Source organism: Butyrivibrio sp. VCB2001, assembly GCF_000423965.1.
Taxonomy (GTDB): Bacteria; Bacillota; Clostridia; order Lachnospirales; family Lachnospiraceae; genus Butyrivibrio.
In genome coordinates this window covers 409,137-425,774 of record NZ_AUIZ01000001.1, presented here as the reverse complement: position 1 = coordinate 425,774, position 16,638 = coordinate 409,137, and the positions used below count along the sequence as shown (strand labels likewise).

At 42.5% G+C, this 16,638-nt stretch carries 20 protein-coding genes; 18 read left to right on the top strand and 2 right to left on the bottom strand.

Annotated features, from left to right (window positions below):
* Positions 1-33 precede the first annotated feature (33 nt).
* From G589_RS0101945 to G589_RS0101920, 6 genes are all read left to right on the top strand, one after another.
* A complete protein-coding gene (locus tag G589_RS0101945) occupies positions 34-2,469 on the top strand; it encodes a glycoside hydrolase family 3 protein (RefSeq protein ID WP_026520892.1) in 2,436 nt (811 codons plus the stop codon).
* 9 nt (positions 2,470-2,478) lie between these two features.
* Positions 2,479-5,028, top strand: coding sequence for an alpha-L-rhamnosidase (locus tag G589_RS18565; protein WP_051192120.1), 2,550 nt, complete (start codon positions 2,479-2,481; stop codon positions 5,026-5,028).
* Positions 5,029-5,147: 119 nt separating this feature from the next.
* Positions 5,148-6,068 carry an ABC transporter ATP-binding protein gene (locus tag G589_RS0101935; RefSeq protein WP_026520891.1) on the top strand — a complete coding sequence of 307 codons (921 nt, stop codon included), beginning with the start codon at positions 5,148-5,150 and terminating at the stop codon, positions 6,066-6,068.
* On the top strand, positions 6,061-6,981 hold the full coding sequence (locus G589_RS0101930) for an ABC transporter permease (RefSeq protein ID WP_026520890.1): 921 nt from the start codon (positions 6,061-6,063) through the stop codon (positions 6,979-6,981). The genes G589_RS0101935 and G589_RS0101930 overlap by 8 nt, the downstream gene beginning before the upstream one ends.
* A 12-nt stretch (positions 6,982-6,993) precedes the next feature.
* Complete coding sequence (locus G589_RS0101925; RefSeq protein WP_022767327.1) at positions 6,994-7,428, top strand: LytTR family DNA-binding domain-containing protein; 435 nt, start codon at positions 6,994-6,996, stop codon at positions 7,426-7,428.
* Between the two features lie 2 nt (positions 7,429-7,430).
* Complete coding sequence (locus G589_RS0101920; RefSeq protein ID WP_026518783.1) at positions 7,431-7,868, top strand: hypothetical protein; 438 nt, start codon at positions 7,431-7,433, stop codon at positions 7,866-7,868.
* A 23-nt stretch (positions 7,869-7,891) separates the two neighbouring features.
* Here G589_RS0101920 and G589_RS0101915 read toward each other — a convergent pair whose 3' ends face one another.
* Both G589_RS0101915 and G589_RS0101910 read right to left on the bottom strand, forming a co-directional pair.
* The gene (locus tag G589_RS0101915; RefSeq protein ID WP_026520889.1) at positions 7,892-8,533 is read right to left on the bottom strand and encodes a potassium channel family protein; all 642 of its coding nucleotides are present in this window, start codon (positions 8,531-8,533) and stop codon (positions 7,892-7,894) included.
* Positions 8,534-8,544: 11 nt separating this feature from the next.
* Complete coding sequence (locus G589_RS0101910; RefSeq protein ID WP_026520888.1) at positions 8,545-9,930, bottom strand: TrkH family potassium uptake protein; 1,386 nt, start codon at positions 9,928-9,930, stop codon at positions 8,545-8,547.
* Between the two features lie 135 nt (positions 9,931-10,065).
* Between G589_RS0101910 and G589_RS0101905 the strand changes: the two genes are divergently transcribed.
* The 12 genes from G589_RS0101905 to G589_RS18555 all read left to right on the top strand — a co-directional run bounded on the left by G589_RS0101905 (position 10,066) and on the right by G589_RS18555 (position 16,633).
* Complete coding sequence (locus tag G589_RS0101905; protein WP_026520887.1) at positions 10,066-10,524, top strand: C-GCAxxG-C-C family protein; 459 nt, start codon at positions 10,066-10,068, stop codon at positions 10,522-10,524.
* Between the two features lie 8 nt (positions 10,525-10,532).
* On the top strand, positions 10,533-11,249 hold the full coding sequence (locus G589_RS0101900; protein WP_035775080.1) for an AzlC family ABC transporter permease: 717 nt from the start codon (positions 10,533-10,535) through the stop codon (positions 11,247-11,249).
* A complete protein-coding gene (locus G589_RS0101895) occupies positions 11,242-11,571 on the top strand; it encodes a branched-chain amino acid transporter permease (protein WP_026520885.1) in 330 nt (109 codons plus the stop codon). The genes G589_RS0101900 and G589_RS0101895 overlap by 8 nt, the downstream gene beginning before the upstream one ends.
* 24 nt (positions 11,572-11,595) lie before the next feature.
* Positions 11,596-12,624 carry an NAD-dependent epimerase/dehydratase family protein gene (locus G589_RS0101890; RefSeq protein ID WP_026520884.1) on the top strand — a complete coding sequence of 343 codons (1,029 nt, stop codon included), beginning with the start codon at positions 11,596-11,598 and terminating at the stop codon, positions 12,622-12,624.
* Between the two features lie 4 nt (positions 12,625-12,628).
* A complete protein-coding gene (locus G589_RS0101885) occupies positions 12,629-12,994 on the top strand; it encodes an ACT domain-containing protein (RefSeq protein ID WP_026520883.1) in 366 nt (121 codons plus the stop codon).
* Positions 12,995-13,016: 22 nt separating this feature from the next.
* On the top strand, positions 13,017-13,379 hold the full coding sequence (locus tag G589_RS0101880) for a hypothetical protein (protein ID WP_026520882.1): 363 nt from the start codon (positions 13,017-13,019) through the stop codon (positions 13,377-13,379).
* A gap of 144 nt (positions 13,380-13,523) precedes the next feature.
* Positions 13,524-13,844: a kinase gene (locus G589_RS18560; protein ID WP_051192119.1), complete on the top strand. Its 321-nt coding sequence runs from the start codon at positions 13,524-13,526 to the stop codon at positions 13,842-13,844.
* Positions 13,845-13,893: 49 nt separating this feature from the next.
* Entirely contained in the window at positions 13,894-14,364 is a 471-nt protein-coding gene (locus tag G589_RS0101870; protein ID WP_026520881.1) for a GNAT family N-acetyltransferase, read from the top strand.
* A 54-nt stretch (positions 14,365-14,418) separates the two neighbouring features.
* Positions 14,419-15,327, top strand: a complete 909-nt coding sequence (locus tag G589_RS0101865) for a fructosamine kinase family protein (protein WP_035775078.1) — start codon at positions 14,419-14,421, stop codon at positions 15,325-15,327.
* A 10-nt stretch (positions 15,328-15,337) separates the two neighbouring features.
* Complete coding sequence (locus G589_RS0101860) at positions 15,338-15,571, top strand: hypothetical protein (RefSeq protein ID WP_026520879.1); 234 nt, start codon at positions 15,338-15,340, stop codon at positions 15,569-15,571.
* 95 nt (positions 15,572-15,666) lie between these two features.
* Positions 15,667-15,807: a hypothetical protein gene (locus tag G589_RS21810; protein ID WP_155832484.1), complete on the top strand. Its 141-nt coding sequence runs from the start codon at positions 15,667-15,669 to the stop codon at positions 15,805-15,807.
* Entirely contained in the window at positions 15,800-16,633 is an 834-nt protein-coding gene (locus G589_RS18555) for an alpha/beta hydrolase (RefSeq protein ID WP_051192118.1), read from the top strand. Before G589_RS21810 ends, G589_RS18555 begins: the two co-directional genes overlap by 8 nt.
* Positions 16,634-16,638 lie beyond the last annotated feature (5 nt).

Sequence of the window (16,638 nt, the reverse complement as noted above, 5' to 3'; positions counted from 1 at the left end):
GATTCTGTTCCCCTTATTTCTAAGGAGATCAATATGGAAAGAAAAGACGCGGATAATTTATCATTTGTACTTAGCAATGCAGCTGAGTGCACAGTTCTTCTTAAAAAGAGCGGACAGTTTCCGCTAAAAAAGGCTGACAAGGTTGCAGCTTACGGCAGTGGACTTCGCTATACGATAAAGGGCGGTACAGGTTCGGGAGAGGTTAATTCAAAAGAAACTTTCACAATAGAGCAGGGACTTGAACGGGCAGGATTCATTATCGCTTCAAAGAGCTGGCTTGATGCCTATGATGAGGTAAGAAAGCAGGCAAAAAAGCAGTTCTTTAATGAACTTAAGGCACAGGCAAAGGCAAAGCATGAGAATGCGATCATGTATTCCATGGGTAAGACCATGAAGGAGCCTGACCACAATCTTGAGATCACTAAGGTCTGCGATACAGCTATTTATGTTATTAGCAGAAATTCCGGAGAGGGTAGTGACAGAGAGGTCATAGAGGGCGATGTAAAGCTTGCAAAGTCTGAGATTCGCGACATCCTTCTTCTCAATAAAATGTACGACAGATTCATGCTGGTCTTAAATGTCGGAGGCGTAGTTGATCTTTCACCTGTGATGGAGGTAAAAGACATTCTCCTTTTATCACAGCTTGGAACCGACTGCGGGGCTATACTGGCAGATATTCTTCTGGGAAAACAGAATCCTTCAGGTAAGCTCACAACAACCTGGGCGGAATTTAAAGAGTATTCGGCGGAGGGAACCTTTGGCGACTGGAATGATAATCGCTACAAAGAGGGTATTTATGTGGGCTATCGCTACTTTGATACCTTTAAAAAGACATCTCTGTTCCCGTTTGGATTTGGGCTGTCTTATACAACATTTGAGACTAAGGTATTGGGCGTAAAGGCTAAGAAGGATACCTTTACATGTGAGGTGCTTGTCAAGAATACAGGAAGCTGTGCCGGAAAAGAGGTTGTGCAGCTTTATCTCTCAGTCCCTGAGGATAAGCTTGATCAGCCATATCAGCAGCTAGTAGGCTATGCTAAGACTTCGCTTCTTGATAGCGGATCAGAATGTAAGCTTGAGATATCATTCAGGCTTTCTGATTTTGCTTCCTATGATGAGGAATCTGAAAGCTATGTTCTTGAGAAGGGCAGATATGTGATCAGGGTAGGCAACAGCTCAGTGGATACAAAAATTGCTGCAGTTGCTACTTTGGAAGAAACGGTTACAACTCTAAAGACCAGGAATTGTCTTGGAAAGCCTGACTTTACAGACATAAAGTCTGAGCATTTTAAGCCGGAATCAATTCCTGAAGGTATCACAGCCATCACACTTACTGCCGATGACTTTGAGAAAAGAGAAGTCTCTTTTGACAACGAGGCACCTGTAGACCCAAGGATAAAGAACCTGACGGATGAAGAGCTTTCTTACATGCAGATTGGAAACTTTGATCCGAATGTAAAAGGACTCAGTATTATCGGCAATGCTGCGACACATCTTGCAGGCGCTGCGGGAGAAACAACTTCACAGCTTGTAAATAAAGGTATCAGACCTCTTATCATGGCTGATGGCCCTGCGGGAATCAGGATTTCACTAAAGTATTACGAAGATGGCGGAAATCAGTATTCTGTCGGAAATAACGGTTTGATGCCTGAGAGCATGCTTGAGATGATGGGGCCGGTAACAGCTTTTATAGCTAAGCTGATCGTGGGCGGAAAGAAAGTTCCAAAGAATGCCGTTATTAAAGAGCATTCGGCAACCATGATCCCTATCGGTACAGCTATCGCTCAGAGCTTTAATACAGAACTGGCAGAGGCACTTGGAGATATTGTCGGAGAGGAGATGGAGAGGTTTGGAGTACATCTCTGGCTTGCACCTGCTCTTAACATCCACAGAAGTATCCTCTGCGGAAGAAACTTTGAATACTATTCAGAAGATCCGCTTGTGTCAGGAGAAGTGGCAGCAGCCATCACAAGAGGCGTGCAAAAGCATAGGGGTTGCGGAACTACGATTAAGCACTACGCTGCCAATAATGCGGAAACCAACCGCTATTGCAATAACTCTCAGGTAAGCGAAAGAGCAATGAGAGAGATTTACCTTAGAGGCTTTGATATCTGCGTGAAGAAATCCCAGCCTAAGGCAGTCATGACCAGCTACAACTTGCTCAATGGTACGCATACTTCCGAGCACAGAGGTCTTATTGAGGATATTCTGAGAACTGAATTTGAATTTAAGGGAATAGTGATGACAGACTGGGTAATGGAGGTTATGACAAGTAAAAGGTCTGTTTATCGCAACGCTCTTTCTAATGAAGTAGCTAAGGCTGGTGGAGAACTGTTCATGCCGGGAACAAAGAAAGATTATGAGAGAGTTCTTGCGGCACTTAAGGATGGTACACTTTCAAGAAAGCAGCTTGAAGTCAATGTAAGCCGGCTGATTAGAGCTATTGACGAATTTTACAATGCAGAGTGAAGGTAAGATATGAAAGCAATCAGACTAAAAACAGAGTACTTAACAAACCCTATCGGAATAGATTACACAAAGCCAAGACTCAGCTGGGTCTGTGAAGGTGGCAAAACACAGACTGCCTATCAGATCATAGCCAAAGATGATAACGGAAATGTTGTATGGGACTCAGAGAAGACTAATTCCTCCAAAATGCACCTGATTCCCTGGGGTGGAGAAGACTTAAAGAGCAGACAGAGAATAAACTGGAGCGTTGAGCTTTGGGATGAAGAAGGCAATAAGGGAGAGCCAAGCGAAGAAGCTACTTTTGAGCTTGGGCTTATAGATGAAAGCGACTGGAAGGCTACATGGATTACAGGTAATTATTCAGTAAAAAGAAAGATGAGATACCCTGTAGACTGCTTCAGAATGAGCTTTAATGTGGAATCCGGAAAAGAGGTAAAAAAGGCCAGAGCGTATATGTCTGCCTGTGGCCTGTATGAAGGTCAGTTAAATGGTAAAAAGATCGGAAACTTCTGCCTTGCACCGGGACACACGGATTACAGAAAAAGAGTTCAGTACCAGACAGTTGATATTACCTCTATGATAAGGACCGGCATCAATGATCTGTTTTTTATGCTGGCTGATGGATGGTACAGAGGAAGTGTCGGAGCTTGGGGACTTAAAAACTTCTATGGCAATGAGACAAAACTTCTTGTACAGATTGAGGTCTATTTTTCTGATGGAAGCAAAAAGAGACTCTGTTCTAACGATAAATTTGAATGGACAAATGAGGGCTCCATCAGATTTGCCGACAACAAAGACGGTGAGATTTTCGATGCCACAAGAGAAGACTTTTCGAAAGCGATGTGGAAAAAAGCAAAGGCTACAAAGCATAACGTGATCCCTACTGCATCAGATAACTTCGCGCTTACAGAACATGAAAGATTAACAGATCCAAAACTGATCATTACTCCCGGCGGTAAAAAGGTCTTTGGCTTCGGACAGAATATAGCAGGATATATCGAGTTTAAGGTAAGAGCAAAAGCCGGTCAGAGAATCTTTATGAGATTTGGAGAAAAGCTCGATGAGAACGGAGAGTTTACACAGGCTAATATCCAGTGCGTAAAAAAGGATTTTGCAACTCCGCTTCAGCAGATAGAGTATTTCTGTAAAGATGGAGATAACTATTACAAGACCAGATTTGCGATTTTCGGATTCCAATATGTCCTTGTTGAAAGTGATGTGGAAATACATCCGGAGGACATTACAGCTATTGCTGTTTATTCCGATTTTGAGACCACATTCTCTTTTGACAGTTCAAATGAACTTCTTAATAAGTTCGTTGAGAATACACTTTGGTCTCTTAAGAACAACTCTGCCGATCTTCCTACAGACTGCCCGACAAGGGAACGTCATGGATGGTCCGGAGATGCACAGATATTTGTAAATACAGCAAGCTATATGGTGAACTATGCACCTTTTGCTGATAAGTATGAAAAAGATCTTTGTGACCTTCAGCGTAAGAATGGCGCTTTTACACAGATAGCACCTGAGGGTGGGACTGACTTTTACATGAAATCCATGGACGGTTCTGTAGGGTGGGCTGATGCAGGAATCATGATCCCTTATAGACTGTGGAAGAAATACGGCGATATTTCTTTTATTGAAAAGTACTATGACAACATGAAAAAGTACGCATCATTCGCTATCGGACGCCTTGGTAAGCGCTCAGCTCTTATGTCTGAGAAAGTCAAGATATCAAAGGAAAACAGTAAATATCTCTACAATGTAGGACAACATTACGGCGAATGGGCAGAGCCTTCCGATGTTCACAAATCGTCTTTTAAAGACTTTTCAAAATCCAAACCTGAAGAAGCTACAGCATATACAAGCTATGTTTTAGGGCTTATGAGCGAGATTGCAAAGGCTCTTGGAAAAGAGCAGGATGCAAAGGAATATCAGGAGTATTCTGAAGGCTGCAAGAGAGCTTATCAGGAGCTGATTGAAAACAGTGAGTTTTCTCTTGATACAAACAGACAGGCTCGCCTTGTTCGCCCGCTGTACTTTGATCTTTTGAATGAGACCCAGAAAGGGTATGCAGAGAGAAGACTCATAAAGGCCCTTGATGAATACGGTTGGAGAGTCGGAACAGGCTTTTTATCAACGCCCCTTATTCTGTATGTCCTTCAGAAGATTGATTTAAGCCTCGCATATAAGCTTCTGGAAAATGAAGAAAAACCGGGATGGCTATATATGCCGAAGATCGGAGCAACCACTATCTGGGAAGACTGGAACGGACCCACATCTGACAATGGACTTGGCGGCGGAATAGCCTCCCTCAACCATTATTCAAAGGGAGCTGTCTGTGAATGGATATTCTCTGAGATGTGTGGCATTAAGGTGGATGGAGAAAATCATTTTATCATCGCGCCTAAGCCCGGAGGACATTTCACACGAGCGTCCTTTAGCTATGACAGCATATATGGAACTGTGTCATGCGCATGGAGCCTTCAGGAAGATGGCAAGTACAAATATGACATAGTCGTTCCACCAAATACTACGGCTGATATAAAAATTGAATAGTTTTTGCATTTCACCGAACGAAAAGTGCAACTCACCGCAGTTGCGCTTTTTTTGTGCGAAAAATCATGTATTATCAGTTCAGAAGCAAGGAAACAACAAATAAAGAAAAGGGGAACGAAATGAAAAAGGCAATCGAAGTAAATAACCTCCAAAAGAAATACGGAGAATTCACAGCAGTAAATAATATATCATTCTCAGTTAATCAGGGCGAGCTCTTCGCATTCCTGGGAGAAAACGGAGCAGGAAAGTCAACAACAATAAATATGCTGAGCACCATCCTTCCAAAGACAAGCGGAAACGCATACGTGATGGGACATGAACTTGGTAAGGATGATGACAATATAAGGAAAGAGATCGGAATCGTATTTCAGAACTCGGTACTCGACGGAAAGCTCACAGTTAAACAGAATCTCATGACCAGAGGAGCATATTACGGATACGACAAGAAAGAGATCATGAAAAGGCTTGAAGGTCTTTGGGAAGAGTTCAGTCTTGGAGATATCTGGAACAGAAAATACGAGAAGCTCTCAGGTGGTCAGAAGAGACGAATAGATATTGCGAGAGCTCTTTTACACAAACCGAGCATTCTGTTTCTGGATGAGCCCACTACCGGACTGGATCCGATGTCACGCAAGATGGTTTGGGACTACATCAATTACCTGAGAAAACATGATAACCTCACAATCTTCCTCACAACACATTACATGGAGGAGACAGCGGAAGCAGAAAATGTGGTGATCATGGACAAAGGAAACATAATAGCTGAAGGAACACCGGCAGAGCTTAAGAGCAGATACACAAGCAAAAAGCTTATCTGGTACACCGATGAGAGTGAAGAAAGCAGTAAGCTGATACAGCATGCAGGAAGCTCAAAGTTCAGATATGAAGTTGATCACTACAACATCTCCATGAATGAAGGCATTACAGAATTTATCTGGAAGAACAAAGGAATTATCAAGGATTTTGAAATTATAAAAGGTACAATGGACGACGTGTTCTTAACACTTACAGGAAAGGAAATGGTGAACGTAAATGGCTAAACTCAGAGGATTTATCGGACTTACAAAAAGAAATATGCTGGTATTTTTTACAGATAAAGGTACACTCTTTTTCTCAATGCTCACACCAATGATCATACTTCTTCTCTACATTCTTTTCCTGAAGAACAGCCTTCTGTCATCTCTGCAGGATGCAGCAACAGGGCTTGAGAACCTGGTAGCAGCAAAAGACATGGCTCAGTTTGTAAACGGGCTCCTTCTTACAGGTATCATCAGTTCAGCGCTTATAACTATTCCTTACAACGCGCTTGAGATCATAGTCAGGGACAGAGAAGACAGAGTTGATCTGGATATGCTTTCAACACCTGTTAAGAGATTTGAGATCATTCTTTCTTACTTCTTTGCAGCAGTTATTTCAGCTTTCATGCAGGCAATGGTAGTTTTGGCAGTTGGGATCGGAATCCTTAACATGAGCGGAGATATGTATCTGACAGCACTTGATATTGTTAAGCTCGTAGGCGCAGTATTCCTTGGAACAGTATCATCAACATCTGTATTCATGGTAGTTATGATGTTCTTTAAGAGCATGGGTACCTGCGGTGCTTTCATGGGAATCTTATCAGCAGTATCAGGTTTTGTGATCGGAGCTTACATGCCTCTTTCACAGTTTAACAAGGAAATTCAGAATGTATGCAATCTTGTTCCTGCAACAGGAATCACAGTACTTATCAGAAACTACCTTACAGGTGGAATCCTTCGTCACATGGACGAGTGCATCGGTGGTCTTGATAACGGCGCTTTCATGAAAGCAATGCTTGATGTATTTTCTTATAACACTGTAGTAGGTGGTGAAATTTGGACATTGAATCTGACCTGGATTTACGTGATAATTAGTACAGTCATATTTATCGGAGTTTTGAGAGTGGTATATCCTGCTGTTTTCGGCAGAAAGTAAAGGGGAAAAGTTTTGAGGGTCACATTCAATAAGATTTCGCAGGAGGAGAGCGAAGGTGCAGTAATAAATGCATACGAGCGCACATCTTCCATCGACACTGCAATAGGACTTCTGGAAAACGGGGAACAGATATTAGTAGGCTACCGGGATGGTGAGAAAGTTCCTTGCAGATTATCCCAGATCTATTATTTTGAAAGCGTTGATGATAAGTGCTTTGCCTATACCAAGGATGCGTGCCTTGATATGAGGTGCAGACTCTATGAGATCGAGCAGAATCTTGACTTCAGGTTCTTTCGGTGCTCCAAGTCAATGATCTGCAATCTTCGTAAGATAAGAAGCGTTAAGACGGAGAGTAACGCCAGGATGCGAGCCGAGCTCTTAAACGGAGAAGTGGTGGTCATCTCAAGGAGTTATGTAAAAGAGCTTAAGAAGAAATTGGGGTTATAAGTATGAATAAACTAAAGCTTATTTTTGAACAGACAATGATGGTCAGCTTCATGGTCCTGTGTTATATAAGTGTTCTGGGGCTTTTGGCCTTCAGAGGTACAGATACGGGATTTCCATGGTACATTCCGGGATCTATCGTGCTTGCGAGCTTCTTTTGCAGCCTGGTAACAGTATTTCTTTTGTCTGATGCAGGTGATGACAAAGATGAGTCACCGGTTAAATACTATATTAAGCTCATAGCGCATTTCATCTTGCTATATGCGCTTATTATGGGATTTGGATATCTCTTTTACTGGTATCGCGGAACCTTCGGATTTATCTTAACTTCTGTGATCTATGTCATTATCTATGCCGGTACATGGGTGGGAACAAGGCTTGTTTTTTTACATGACGATAAGATTATAGGCGATGCACTTGATAAGATCAGGGATGAAGAGTAAGAAAAAAGTGGCAACTGATATGATCAGTGCCACTTATTTACATCCTTTTTCTCCATGGCGATAAGGAGAACCATATCTCTTTCAAGTGGTTCGTTGGGTGAGCTGAAGCCCCATTTCTGGTCCTTTTTGCGAACAGCAATGACATTCATCCTGTGCTTTTGGCGAAGTCCCAGTTCAATCAGGTTTTTACCAACCCACTCATCTTTTACATACATCTCAACAATATACATGTTGCTGTCGATTTCAAGGAAATCCTTAAAGGACTTTGAAAGCAGGATACGAGCAGAGCGCATACCACCTTCTCCCTCGGGATCAAGAATCTTATCTACACCGATCTTCAGTAGAATAGATGACATTCTGTCTGAGGAGGTTTTTGCAACTATAAGGGGAACGCCTTTTTCTTTTGCAACTGCAACGCTCATGATGGCAGCAGCAAGGTTACCTGTGGCACAAACTACAATATCCATGTTCTTAAGGCCAAGGGCTTCCACCTCGTCTTCGTTCTCAAGGTTTGCACACACTGCGGAAGTGCATTTTCCTGCAAATTCATTGATAAGCTCTTTATCTTTATCAACGGCAAGCACATCGGCGCCCATCATATAAAGATTTTCTGCAAGGCTCTTTCCGTATTTTCCAAGTCCAAGTACTGCAACTGATTTTCCCATGATTATTCCTCCTAACCTACGTAAAACATTCCTTCGGAATGACTGATCCTGTTTTTGATCCCTGCCTCTCTGGCAAAGAAAAATGCCATTGAGATAGGACCGATCCTTCCAAGATACATTGAAATGATAACGATTATCCTTGAGTATGAGCAAAGGCGCGGCGTTAAGCCTCTTGTAAGTCCAACTGTTCCAAGGGCGCTTGTGATCTCGTACAGAGCATCAGTCAGCGGAATGTCTTCGCCTGCAAGGAGCAGCAGCGTCATAAGGATTACAAAGGATAAGCTGACAGTCACGATGGCAGCAGCCTTTCTCATAAGCTCTGTTGAAACCTTTCTGTGGAATACGATGGTTTCCTTTTTACCGCCTATGTAAGAGAAGGCATTCATAAGTACCAGGAAAGCTGTAACAGTTTTAACACCGCCGGCTGTTCCGACAGGTGATCCACCTATGAACATGAGGATGTAGCCGATGGAGCAGGAGATTTCTGTCAGGCTCTCCTGTGGCACGGATGCAAAGCCTGCGGTTCTGAAGGTGACCGACTGGAACATACTGTTCAAAATCTTGTAAGACAGGTTCATGTTCCCTATGGTTTCCGGATTGTTATACTCAGCTGCAAGAACGACGCCAGTTCCTGTGAGTATAAGGATTATGGTCGCCCACAGCACCAGTTTTGTGTGCTCGGGCAGATGTCTTAGGGTCACAATAGGACCGAGATGATTTTTGATTCCTTTTCTGATGCCGTCGATAACATCAAACCATACAACGAAGCCAAGTCCGCCAAGTATGATCATCAGCATGGTAAGACTCATAAGGAAGTAGGAGTCTCTGAATTCTATCATGCTGTTTGGACCGATAACATCCATACCTGCGTTACAGAAGGCTGAGACTGACTGGAATATTGCGGACCAGAGACCTTTTCCAAAACCGTATCTGGGAATGAACATGATCGCGTAAAGAACTGCAGCGATACCTTCTACGGTAAAGACTCCTTTGAATATTCGGATAAGGAAGCCTAAAAGACCATGATTCAGATCTACATTGAGAGCATCGCCCAAAAGAACCCTGTCTCCCAGGGAGAATTTCTTTTTACTTACAAGAAGAAGCATGGAGCCTACAGATACTACTCCAAGGCCTCCGATCTGAACAAGTAAAAGAATTACAAGCTGGCCGAAGAAACTCCAATGCGCGTAAGTGTCAACAACTACAAGTCCCGTGACACAAACGGATGTTGTCGCGGTAAACAGTGCAGTCAAAACACCTGTCTCTTCGCCGGAAGCACTTGATATAGGAAGCATGAGAAGAAGTGTTCCTATGATGATAGTTATAAGAAAACTCACCGGAATGAAACGTTCCGGGGTTATTAGTATGCGTCTTAAGCTGGCGCTTCGTTTTTTCATACTTTTCTCCTGTATATACCCTATTGCTTTGTTGTACCAAATAGGCGGTACAATGTCAATTTAGATTGTGTATAATGAAGTAAGCTGTTTTTTTATGGAAAGCAGTAAATACAGGGGTATTCAGGAGGTTTTGGTATGACAAGAAGAGAAGCAGCAATGGCTAATTTCATGAAGGGATATAACTGCTCGCAGTCAATTGTTCTGGCTTTTGCAGATATGCTTGATATTGATGAGAAAAGTCTTTTAAAAATGTCATCATCCTTTGGTGGCGGAATGGGAAGACTGAGAGAGGTTTGCGGATCTGTCAGCGGAATGTTCATGGTGGCAGGACTTTTATATGGGTACGATGGACCGGAGACAGGACAGGTGAAGGCAGATCATTACGCTAGGATACAGGAGCTCGCTCATAGGTTTGAAGAGCAGCACGGATCGATTGTGTGCAGAGAACTTTTGGGGCTTAATGTGCGACACGACGTACCAGTCCCGGAAGCAAGGACAGCTGAGTATTACAAGAAACGTCCGTGCCCGGAGATAATAGGGGATGCTGCTGAAATCCTTGATCAGTTTATAAAAGAGAATGAAATCGGAGAGTGAATGATCACATGGAAACTGAGGAATTTAGAATAACGGGGAAGGAAGTTAAGGCAGCACTTAAGACCTCTTTTCCCATAATGGTAACCTTCCTGGTGCTGGGAAGCGGATATGGGATACTCATGGAAAAGCACGGCTTCGGACCTCTGTGGTCTGTGCTGTCGGGAATTGTTATATTCAGTGGAACCGTTCAGTTTGTAAGCGTATCAATGCTTGGCGCAGGCTCTTTTATCATGGCTGCGTTAACAGCTTTTATGGTATCCGCAAGACATGCCTTTTTCAGCATATCTATGATTGGAAGATACCGTAGGGAGGGAAAAAGAAAATGGTATTTATACTATGCGCTCTGCGATGAGACTTATGCGATGCTTAGCAGCGATGCATGTCCTGAAGGCGTTAACAGAAGCGGACACAGACTTCTTGTTACACTTTTTGATCAGTCATCATGGGTTATTGGTTCTTTCCTTGGCGGAGTGATGGGAACATATTTAAACTTTGATTCGACGGGAATTGATTTTTCGATGACAGCTCTTTTCACAACAGTATTTGTTCAGCAGTGGCTTGATGCCAAGAACCACATTCCGGCAATACTGGGACTTGGGGCTACACTTCTTTGCCGGATAATATTTGGAACAGATATTTTCCTGATTCCGGCGATGATCATAATCATTGGAACACTGACACTGGCAAGGGGGAAGATTGAGCCAAAGGAGGTGCACAATGATTGATTACAGACATGCTTTTATAATTATCGTGATCATGGGTCTTGTTACCCTGGCTACAAGGATAGTTCCTGTGCTTATATTCGGAAGAGGTGAGAAGGTTCCTGATTACATCATGTATCTTGGAAGGACTGTTCCGTACACTGCCATGGGGCTTCTTATTGTGTATTGCCTTAGGGATATTTCTTTTACCTCAGCGCCACATGCGATTCCGGAGATCATTGCCATGGCGGTTGTCATCGGTTCGTATTTGTGGAAAAGAAATTCTATTTTAAGTGTAGTTGTCGGAACAGTGTTATACATGTTTTTGGTTCAGGTTGTGTTTTAGCAGAAAGCAAACGGAGGGAATAATATGAGAGCTCTTTTTATCGGCGGAACAGGCACAATAAGCATGGGAATAGTAAAGAGACTGGCCCAGGATCCTCAGTGGGAGGTATATCTTTTAAACAGAGGAAACAGGAAGAGCGAAGTTCCTGCGTCGGTTAAGCAGATAACTGCAGACATAAATGATGAAGAAGATGTTAGGAATAAACTTGAAGGCATGACATTTGATGTTGTGAGCGACTTTATTGCATTTGATGTGGCAGCAGTGGAGCGTGATTACAGACTCTTTAATAAAAAGACAGATCAGTATATCTTTATAAGTTCAGCCTCCGCATACAATAAACCGGCGGCTTCTTATGTGATCACAGAAGGGACTACCCTTGCTAATCCATATTGGGAGTATTCGAGAAACAAGATCGCCTGTGAGGAATTTCTTTTAAAGAAATATCGAGAAGAAGGTTTTCCTGTAACCATAGTAAGGCCCAGCCATACCTATGATGAGAGACACATTCCGCTTGGAGTGCATGGCAACAAGGGTTTCTATCAGGTGATAAGACGAATGCAGGAAGGAAAACCTGTCATTATTCAGGGCGACGGATCATCTCTTTGGGCGCTTACCTTTAATAGCGACTTTGCCATCGGCTTTACAGGCCTTATGGGTAACAGACATGCCATCGGTGAAGCATTCCAGATCACAGGAGATGAGATACTGACATGGGATCAGATATACAAGACAATTGCTGATGCTCTGGGCGTAGAGCTTAAACCATATCATGTGTCTTCAGAGTTTTTGAGCGATGTGGGAGAGAAATACGGATATGATTTCAGAGGAGGACTCCTTGGTGATAAGGCAGTCTCCGTTGTCTTTGACAATACTAAGCTAAAGAGGCTCGTACCTCAGATGACAACGAATATTCCTTTCCACAAGGGCGTTCGTATGGCTCTTGACTATGTTCTTGCACATCCTGATGAATATGAGGAAGACCCTGAATTCGACCTCTTTTGCGACAAGGTGATAGAGGCCATGGAAAGGGCTAAAAAAGAAGTGAAGGGATGAATAAATGGAACTCAAGAAAATACCGCATAGATTAACAGTTTGCAAAGTGAAAGAGATCTCTGACATAGATATGGGTGCAGAGATTTATTTCATCGGAAAAACAGATGAAGAACTGTCGCTGGTGTGCATTACAGAAAATACTCCGTCAGATACGATAGAACGCGACGATGGATGGAGAGGATTTCGCATTCAGGGAACACTGGATTTTTCACTGGTTGGTATACTGGCAAAAATATCCGGGATCCTTGCAGACCATAAGATTAGCATTTTTGCTGTATCAACTTACAACACCGATTATATTCTGGTAAAAGAAGAAAACTTTGACAGGGCTTTAAGTATATTGGGGGCTGAAGGATATACTATCATATGAAATAAGGATTGCAGGAGGGGAAATGGGGTATAGGATCAGAAAAGCAATTTCGGATGATGAACAGAGAATTCGTGAATTGTTTATAGAGATGCTACAGACAATTTATCATACAGAAGATGTGGAGGGCTACGAGTACGGCTATTTGGATCGATATTGGACAAATGGAGAGGATGTGCTTTTTGTAGCTGAAGATGAACTACCATCACCGACAACATCGGAAATGGTTTCTACAATACCAAAGCAGTATAGTAAGGCACGTTCACAGTGCCACTACTCCGTCGGGAAAAACCCTTCGGCATACTTGCAAATGTTGTTAGATGCGCGTTGTGGCGCCGGGAACAAACACCTTGTATATTTTACGTGCCACAGGTTCTTGATTTGTTAGATTCGTGGCGCAACCCTCTATATACAGTTTTCAATGTTCCGATATGTTTTTTATTCTAGCACAAACATATGTTTGTGTAAAGGCGATTCATCCCACAACCGACTTCATCGGAAGGGGTTTTCTCGTACGTTATTTATAAAGCAGATGCTTGAGTACGGAAGTGAAAACTGCGAAGTGGTCATATTGGAAGGGATATTTATTGCAGACTGGTATCAAGAGCTGTTTGAAGCTGCAATCGAACTGTATGGTTCTGACATATATGCGTATTATTTCGATATCTCTTTTGAAGAAACCGTTAGACGGCATAATACCAGATCCAAAGCAGCTGAGTTTGGTGCGGATGAGATGCGCAAGTGGTGGAAAGAAAAGGATTATCTGGACCTTATAAAAGAAACTAACATCACTGAAGACAAGAGCAAGGATGAGATTGTAAACGAAATATATTTCAGAGTATGTAAAGGATGACATATTCCCGGTTTAAAAAGAATTCATGACAGAATGGACGGATAAGTTTATGGACATTGTTTATAAAAGATTATCAGAGAACGAATTGAGCAAGATCATAAAAATGAGAATAGATCAGCTGACAGAGGAATACACATCAGAGGGAAAAACTGTACCGAATGATGTAAATCTTGAAGAGGCTCTGATGGATTTTTATAAAAGGAACATGGAAGCCGGAACCTATGTTTCCTGGCTTGCATTTGATGGTGATAAGATAGTCGGAACAAGTGGTATGTCCTTCGCAGAAAAGCCGCCATATTTCACATGCCCTTCAGGAAAATTGGGCATCTTGTCCAGCATGTATACCGATCCAAGCTATAGGCGGATGGGAATCGCTACAGAGTTACTGGACAGAGTAGTAAAAGAAGCAAAAGACTATGGCTGCGGAACAATCTATATTACAGCATCGAATATGGGTGTAAAGTTATACGAATCATATGGGTTTAAGCACAACGGAAATTTCATGCAGTACAATTTTTGATCAGTGTTATAGTGAATAAAAGGCATTGTGTACGAATAATGTAAAGAGGAAATCATGTGGGGAGTTACTTCTAAAACGCCGGTGCTCAGTTCATTAAAAGAAGCTGTACATTTAGCCAGGGGAAAAGACGTCACTGTGGTGGACAGGCAGGTAGTCCATGGTGGAGATGCAAATGAAGCATATAGGCTGATACTTTCGGATGGAGGATCTCTTTTTCTGAAAGCCAACAGCATTTCAAATGCTGACTTTTTCAGAGCTGAAGCGGAAGGAATTGCTGCGATAAAGTCAACCAAGGCTGTTCGTGTACCTGATATCTATGCAGTCGGAACAGATGATGGGTACTCATTTCTTCTGATGGAGTATATAGAAAGAGCCTATTATGCGCCTGACTTTTGGGAAAACTTTGGAATCTGTCTCGCAAACATGCACATGGCAGATGCGTCCGCCTTTGTGCCTGAAGGAAAGTATGGCTTTCAAAGAGATAATTACATCGGAGCAGGAGCGCAGAAGAACACTCCAAAATCAGGTTGGATAGAGTTCTTTTCTGAATGCAGGCTTCGGCCTCAGTTTGAGCTGGCAAGTAAATATTTTGATAATGACACCATAAAGCTTGCAAACAAGCTTCTTGATAATCTGGACAGATACTTGTTCGAACCTGAAAAGCCATCTCTTTTACATGGGGATCTGTGGTCGGGAAATTTCATGACTGATGAAAAAGGTGATCCATTGCTGATTGATCCGGCGGTTTATGTAGGATGTAATGAAGCCGACATCGCCATGACTGAGCTTTTTGGCGGTTTCGACAGACGGTTTTACGAGTCATATTTCAGTGTGATCGATCAGGTGCCGGGATATAGCGACAGAAGAGACTTGTACAACCTGTATCATCTTACTAACCATCTTAACCTTTTCGGAAGTACGTACTTGTCAGCTGTTGTAAGGACAATAGAAAAATATCAGTGAGGATTTGAAAATGGGGCTCATTCATTTTGGTAAGAAACAGAAATCTATTAGCAAAGACATTCCTTTTGACTCCGACAAACAGATAGCTGTAATTAAGTGCAGTATCTGTACCGGAGAGCAAGTGGCAGGCTTTAAGAGTAAGGAAGACGGCCATTTCACCGAGGTAATGCTGATCAGAGATGCTAAGGATTTGGACAAGTTTAAGGAAACATACAAAATAGAAGAGATAAAAAAGGAATACTAAGAAATTCAAAATGAGTGATCTACAGTTATTTATACCCCGTCCTGAAGACGGATGGTTCTATGTGAAAATGATGTCCGAATCAGGATTGGTGTGATATGGGAATCGTAATCTACGCACCTGAGAGAGGGAAAGGTTATGGAAAACAGGGCCTTTGCCTGCTTCTGGATCGTGCGTTTAAGGGTGACGGGATTGTTCATTTAGAGATTACCAAAGAGGACTATCTTAGCTATGAATGATTTTTTGAGAGAAAGCTTCAGCTATTCAGCGATTTATAAAGAGATAGGGAAAGTCCCAAAAATAATGACTCCCGAGAAAATCTCTTACGGCTCAGATAAAAATCAGTATTACTACTATTATGAGCCGGATAAGGTGAAGTCGGATAAGGTCATAGTCTGGATCCATGGAGGCGGCTGGAATGCCGGTACACCCGAGGATTTTGATTACATGGGTCAGCGTTTTGCTGATGAAGGCTATCGCTTCATATCGATGGGCTACAGACTTTCTACGCAAAAGAAATACCCGGCGCAGATTGAGGATGTATGTGCCGGTTACAATCATGCAATTGAGTACTTGAATCAAAAGGCTATTGATACGTCCAAGATCATTATTTGCGGACCCAGTGCAGGAGCGCATCTTTCTTCAATACTGACTTTCAGCAAAGCCAATCAGGAAAAGTATAAAGTGGATATATCCGGAGTTATAGGCTATGTCGGTTGGGGCGGACCCTATTGTTTCAATGATAAATCTTCGCTTGTACTCAAAATTCTTGAAAATCAGCTGTTCCCAAAGGGGTATGACAGAAAGAAGGCTGAGCCGATAGCTCTTTTGACAAATAACCATATCCCTATGTTGCTGATACAGAGCAGGCATGACGGACTTGTGGATTTCTCGTTTGCGGAAGACTTCCGCGATAAGGCGCTGGGGCTTGGCATGCAGTGCGAACTCTATGAAGTGACTGATGAACTCAACACACATTCCTGGTATACTGCAGGAGTATTTGCCAAGAGACGGGAAGAAAATAAGAGTGTTGATAAGTTCTTTAACTGGGTGGAGGAAAGATAACTCAA

Bases quoted from the DNA above. Each gene is read 5' to 3' on its own strand.
- G589_RS0101945 (WP_026520892.1), top strand. From the start codon at position 34: ATGGAAAGAAAAGACGCGGATAATTTATCATTTGTACTTAGCAATGCA.
- G589_RS18565 (WP_051192120.1), top strand. From the start codon at position 2,479: ATGAAAGCAATCAGACTAAAAACAGAGTACTTAACAAACCCTATCGGA.
- G589_RS0101935 (WP_026520891.1), top strand. From the start codon at position 5,148: ATGAAAAAGGCAATCGAAGTAAATAACCTCCAAAAGAAATACGGAGAA.
- G589_RS0101930 (WP_026520890.1), top strand. From the start codon at position 6,061: ATGGCTAAACTCAGAGGATTTATCGGACTTACAAAAAGAAATATGCTG.
- G589_RS0101920 (WP_026518783.1), top strand. From the start codon at position 7,431: ATGAATAAACTAAAGCTTATTTTTGAACAGACAATGATGGTCAGCTTC.
- G589_RS0101915 (WP_026520889.1), bottom strand. From the start codon at position 8,533: ATGGGAAAATCAGTTGCAGTACTTGGACTTGGAAAATACGGAAAGAGC.
- G589_RS0101910 (WP_026520888.1), bottom strand. From the start codon at position 9,930: ATGAAAAAACGAAGCGCCAGCTTAAGACGCATACTAATAACCCCGGAA.
- G589_RS0101905 (WP_026520887.1), top strand. From the start codon at position 10,066: ATGACAAGAAGAGAAGCAGCAATGGCTAATTTCATGAAGGGATATAAC.
- G589_RS0101900 (WP_035775080.1), top strand. From the start codon at position 10,533: ATGGAAACTGAGGAATTTAGAATAACGGGGAAGGAAGTTAAGGCAGCA.
- G589_RS0101895 (WP_026520885.1), top strand. From the start codon at position 11,242: ATGATTGATTACAGACATGCTTTTATAATTATCGTGATCATGGGTCTT.
- G589_RS0101890 (WP_026520884.1), top strand. From the start codon at position 11,596: ATGAGAGCTCTTTTTATCGGCGGAACAGGCACAATAAGCATGGGAATA.
- G589_RS0101885 (WP_026520883.1), top strand. From the start codon at position 12,629: ATGGAACTCAAGAAAATACCGCATAGATTAACAGTTTGCAAAGTGAAA.
- G589_RS0101880 (WP_026520882.1), top strand. From the start codon at position 13,017: ATGGGGTATAGGATCAGAAAAGCAATTTCGGATGATGAACAGAGAATT.
- G589_RS18560 (WP_051192119.1), top strand. From the start codon at position 13,524: ATGCTTGAGTACGGAAGTGAAAACTGCGAAGTGGTCATATTGGAAGGG.
- G589_RS0101870 (WP_026520881.1), top strand. From the start codon at position 13,894: ATGGACATTGTTTATAAAAGATTATCAGAGAACGAATTGAGCAAGATC.
- G589_RS0101865 (WP_035775078.1), top strand. From the start codon at position 14,419: ATGTGGGGAGTTACTTCTAAAACGCCGGTGCTCAGTTCATTAAAAGAA.
- G589_RS0101860 (WP_026520879.1), top strand. From the start codon at position 15,338: ATGGGGCTCATTCATTTTGGTAAGAAACAGAAATCTATTAGCAAAGAC.
- G589_RS21810 (WP_155832484.1), top strand. From the start codon at position 15,667: ATGGGAATCGTAATCTACGCACCTGAGAGAGGGAAAGGTTATGGAAAA.
- G589_RS18555 (WP_051192118.1), top strand. From the start codon at position 15,800: ATGAATGATTTTTTGAGAGAAAGCTTCAGCTATTCAGCGATTTATAAA.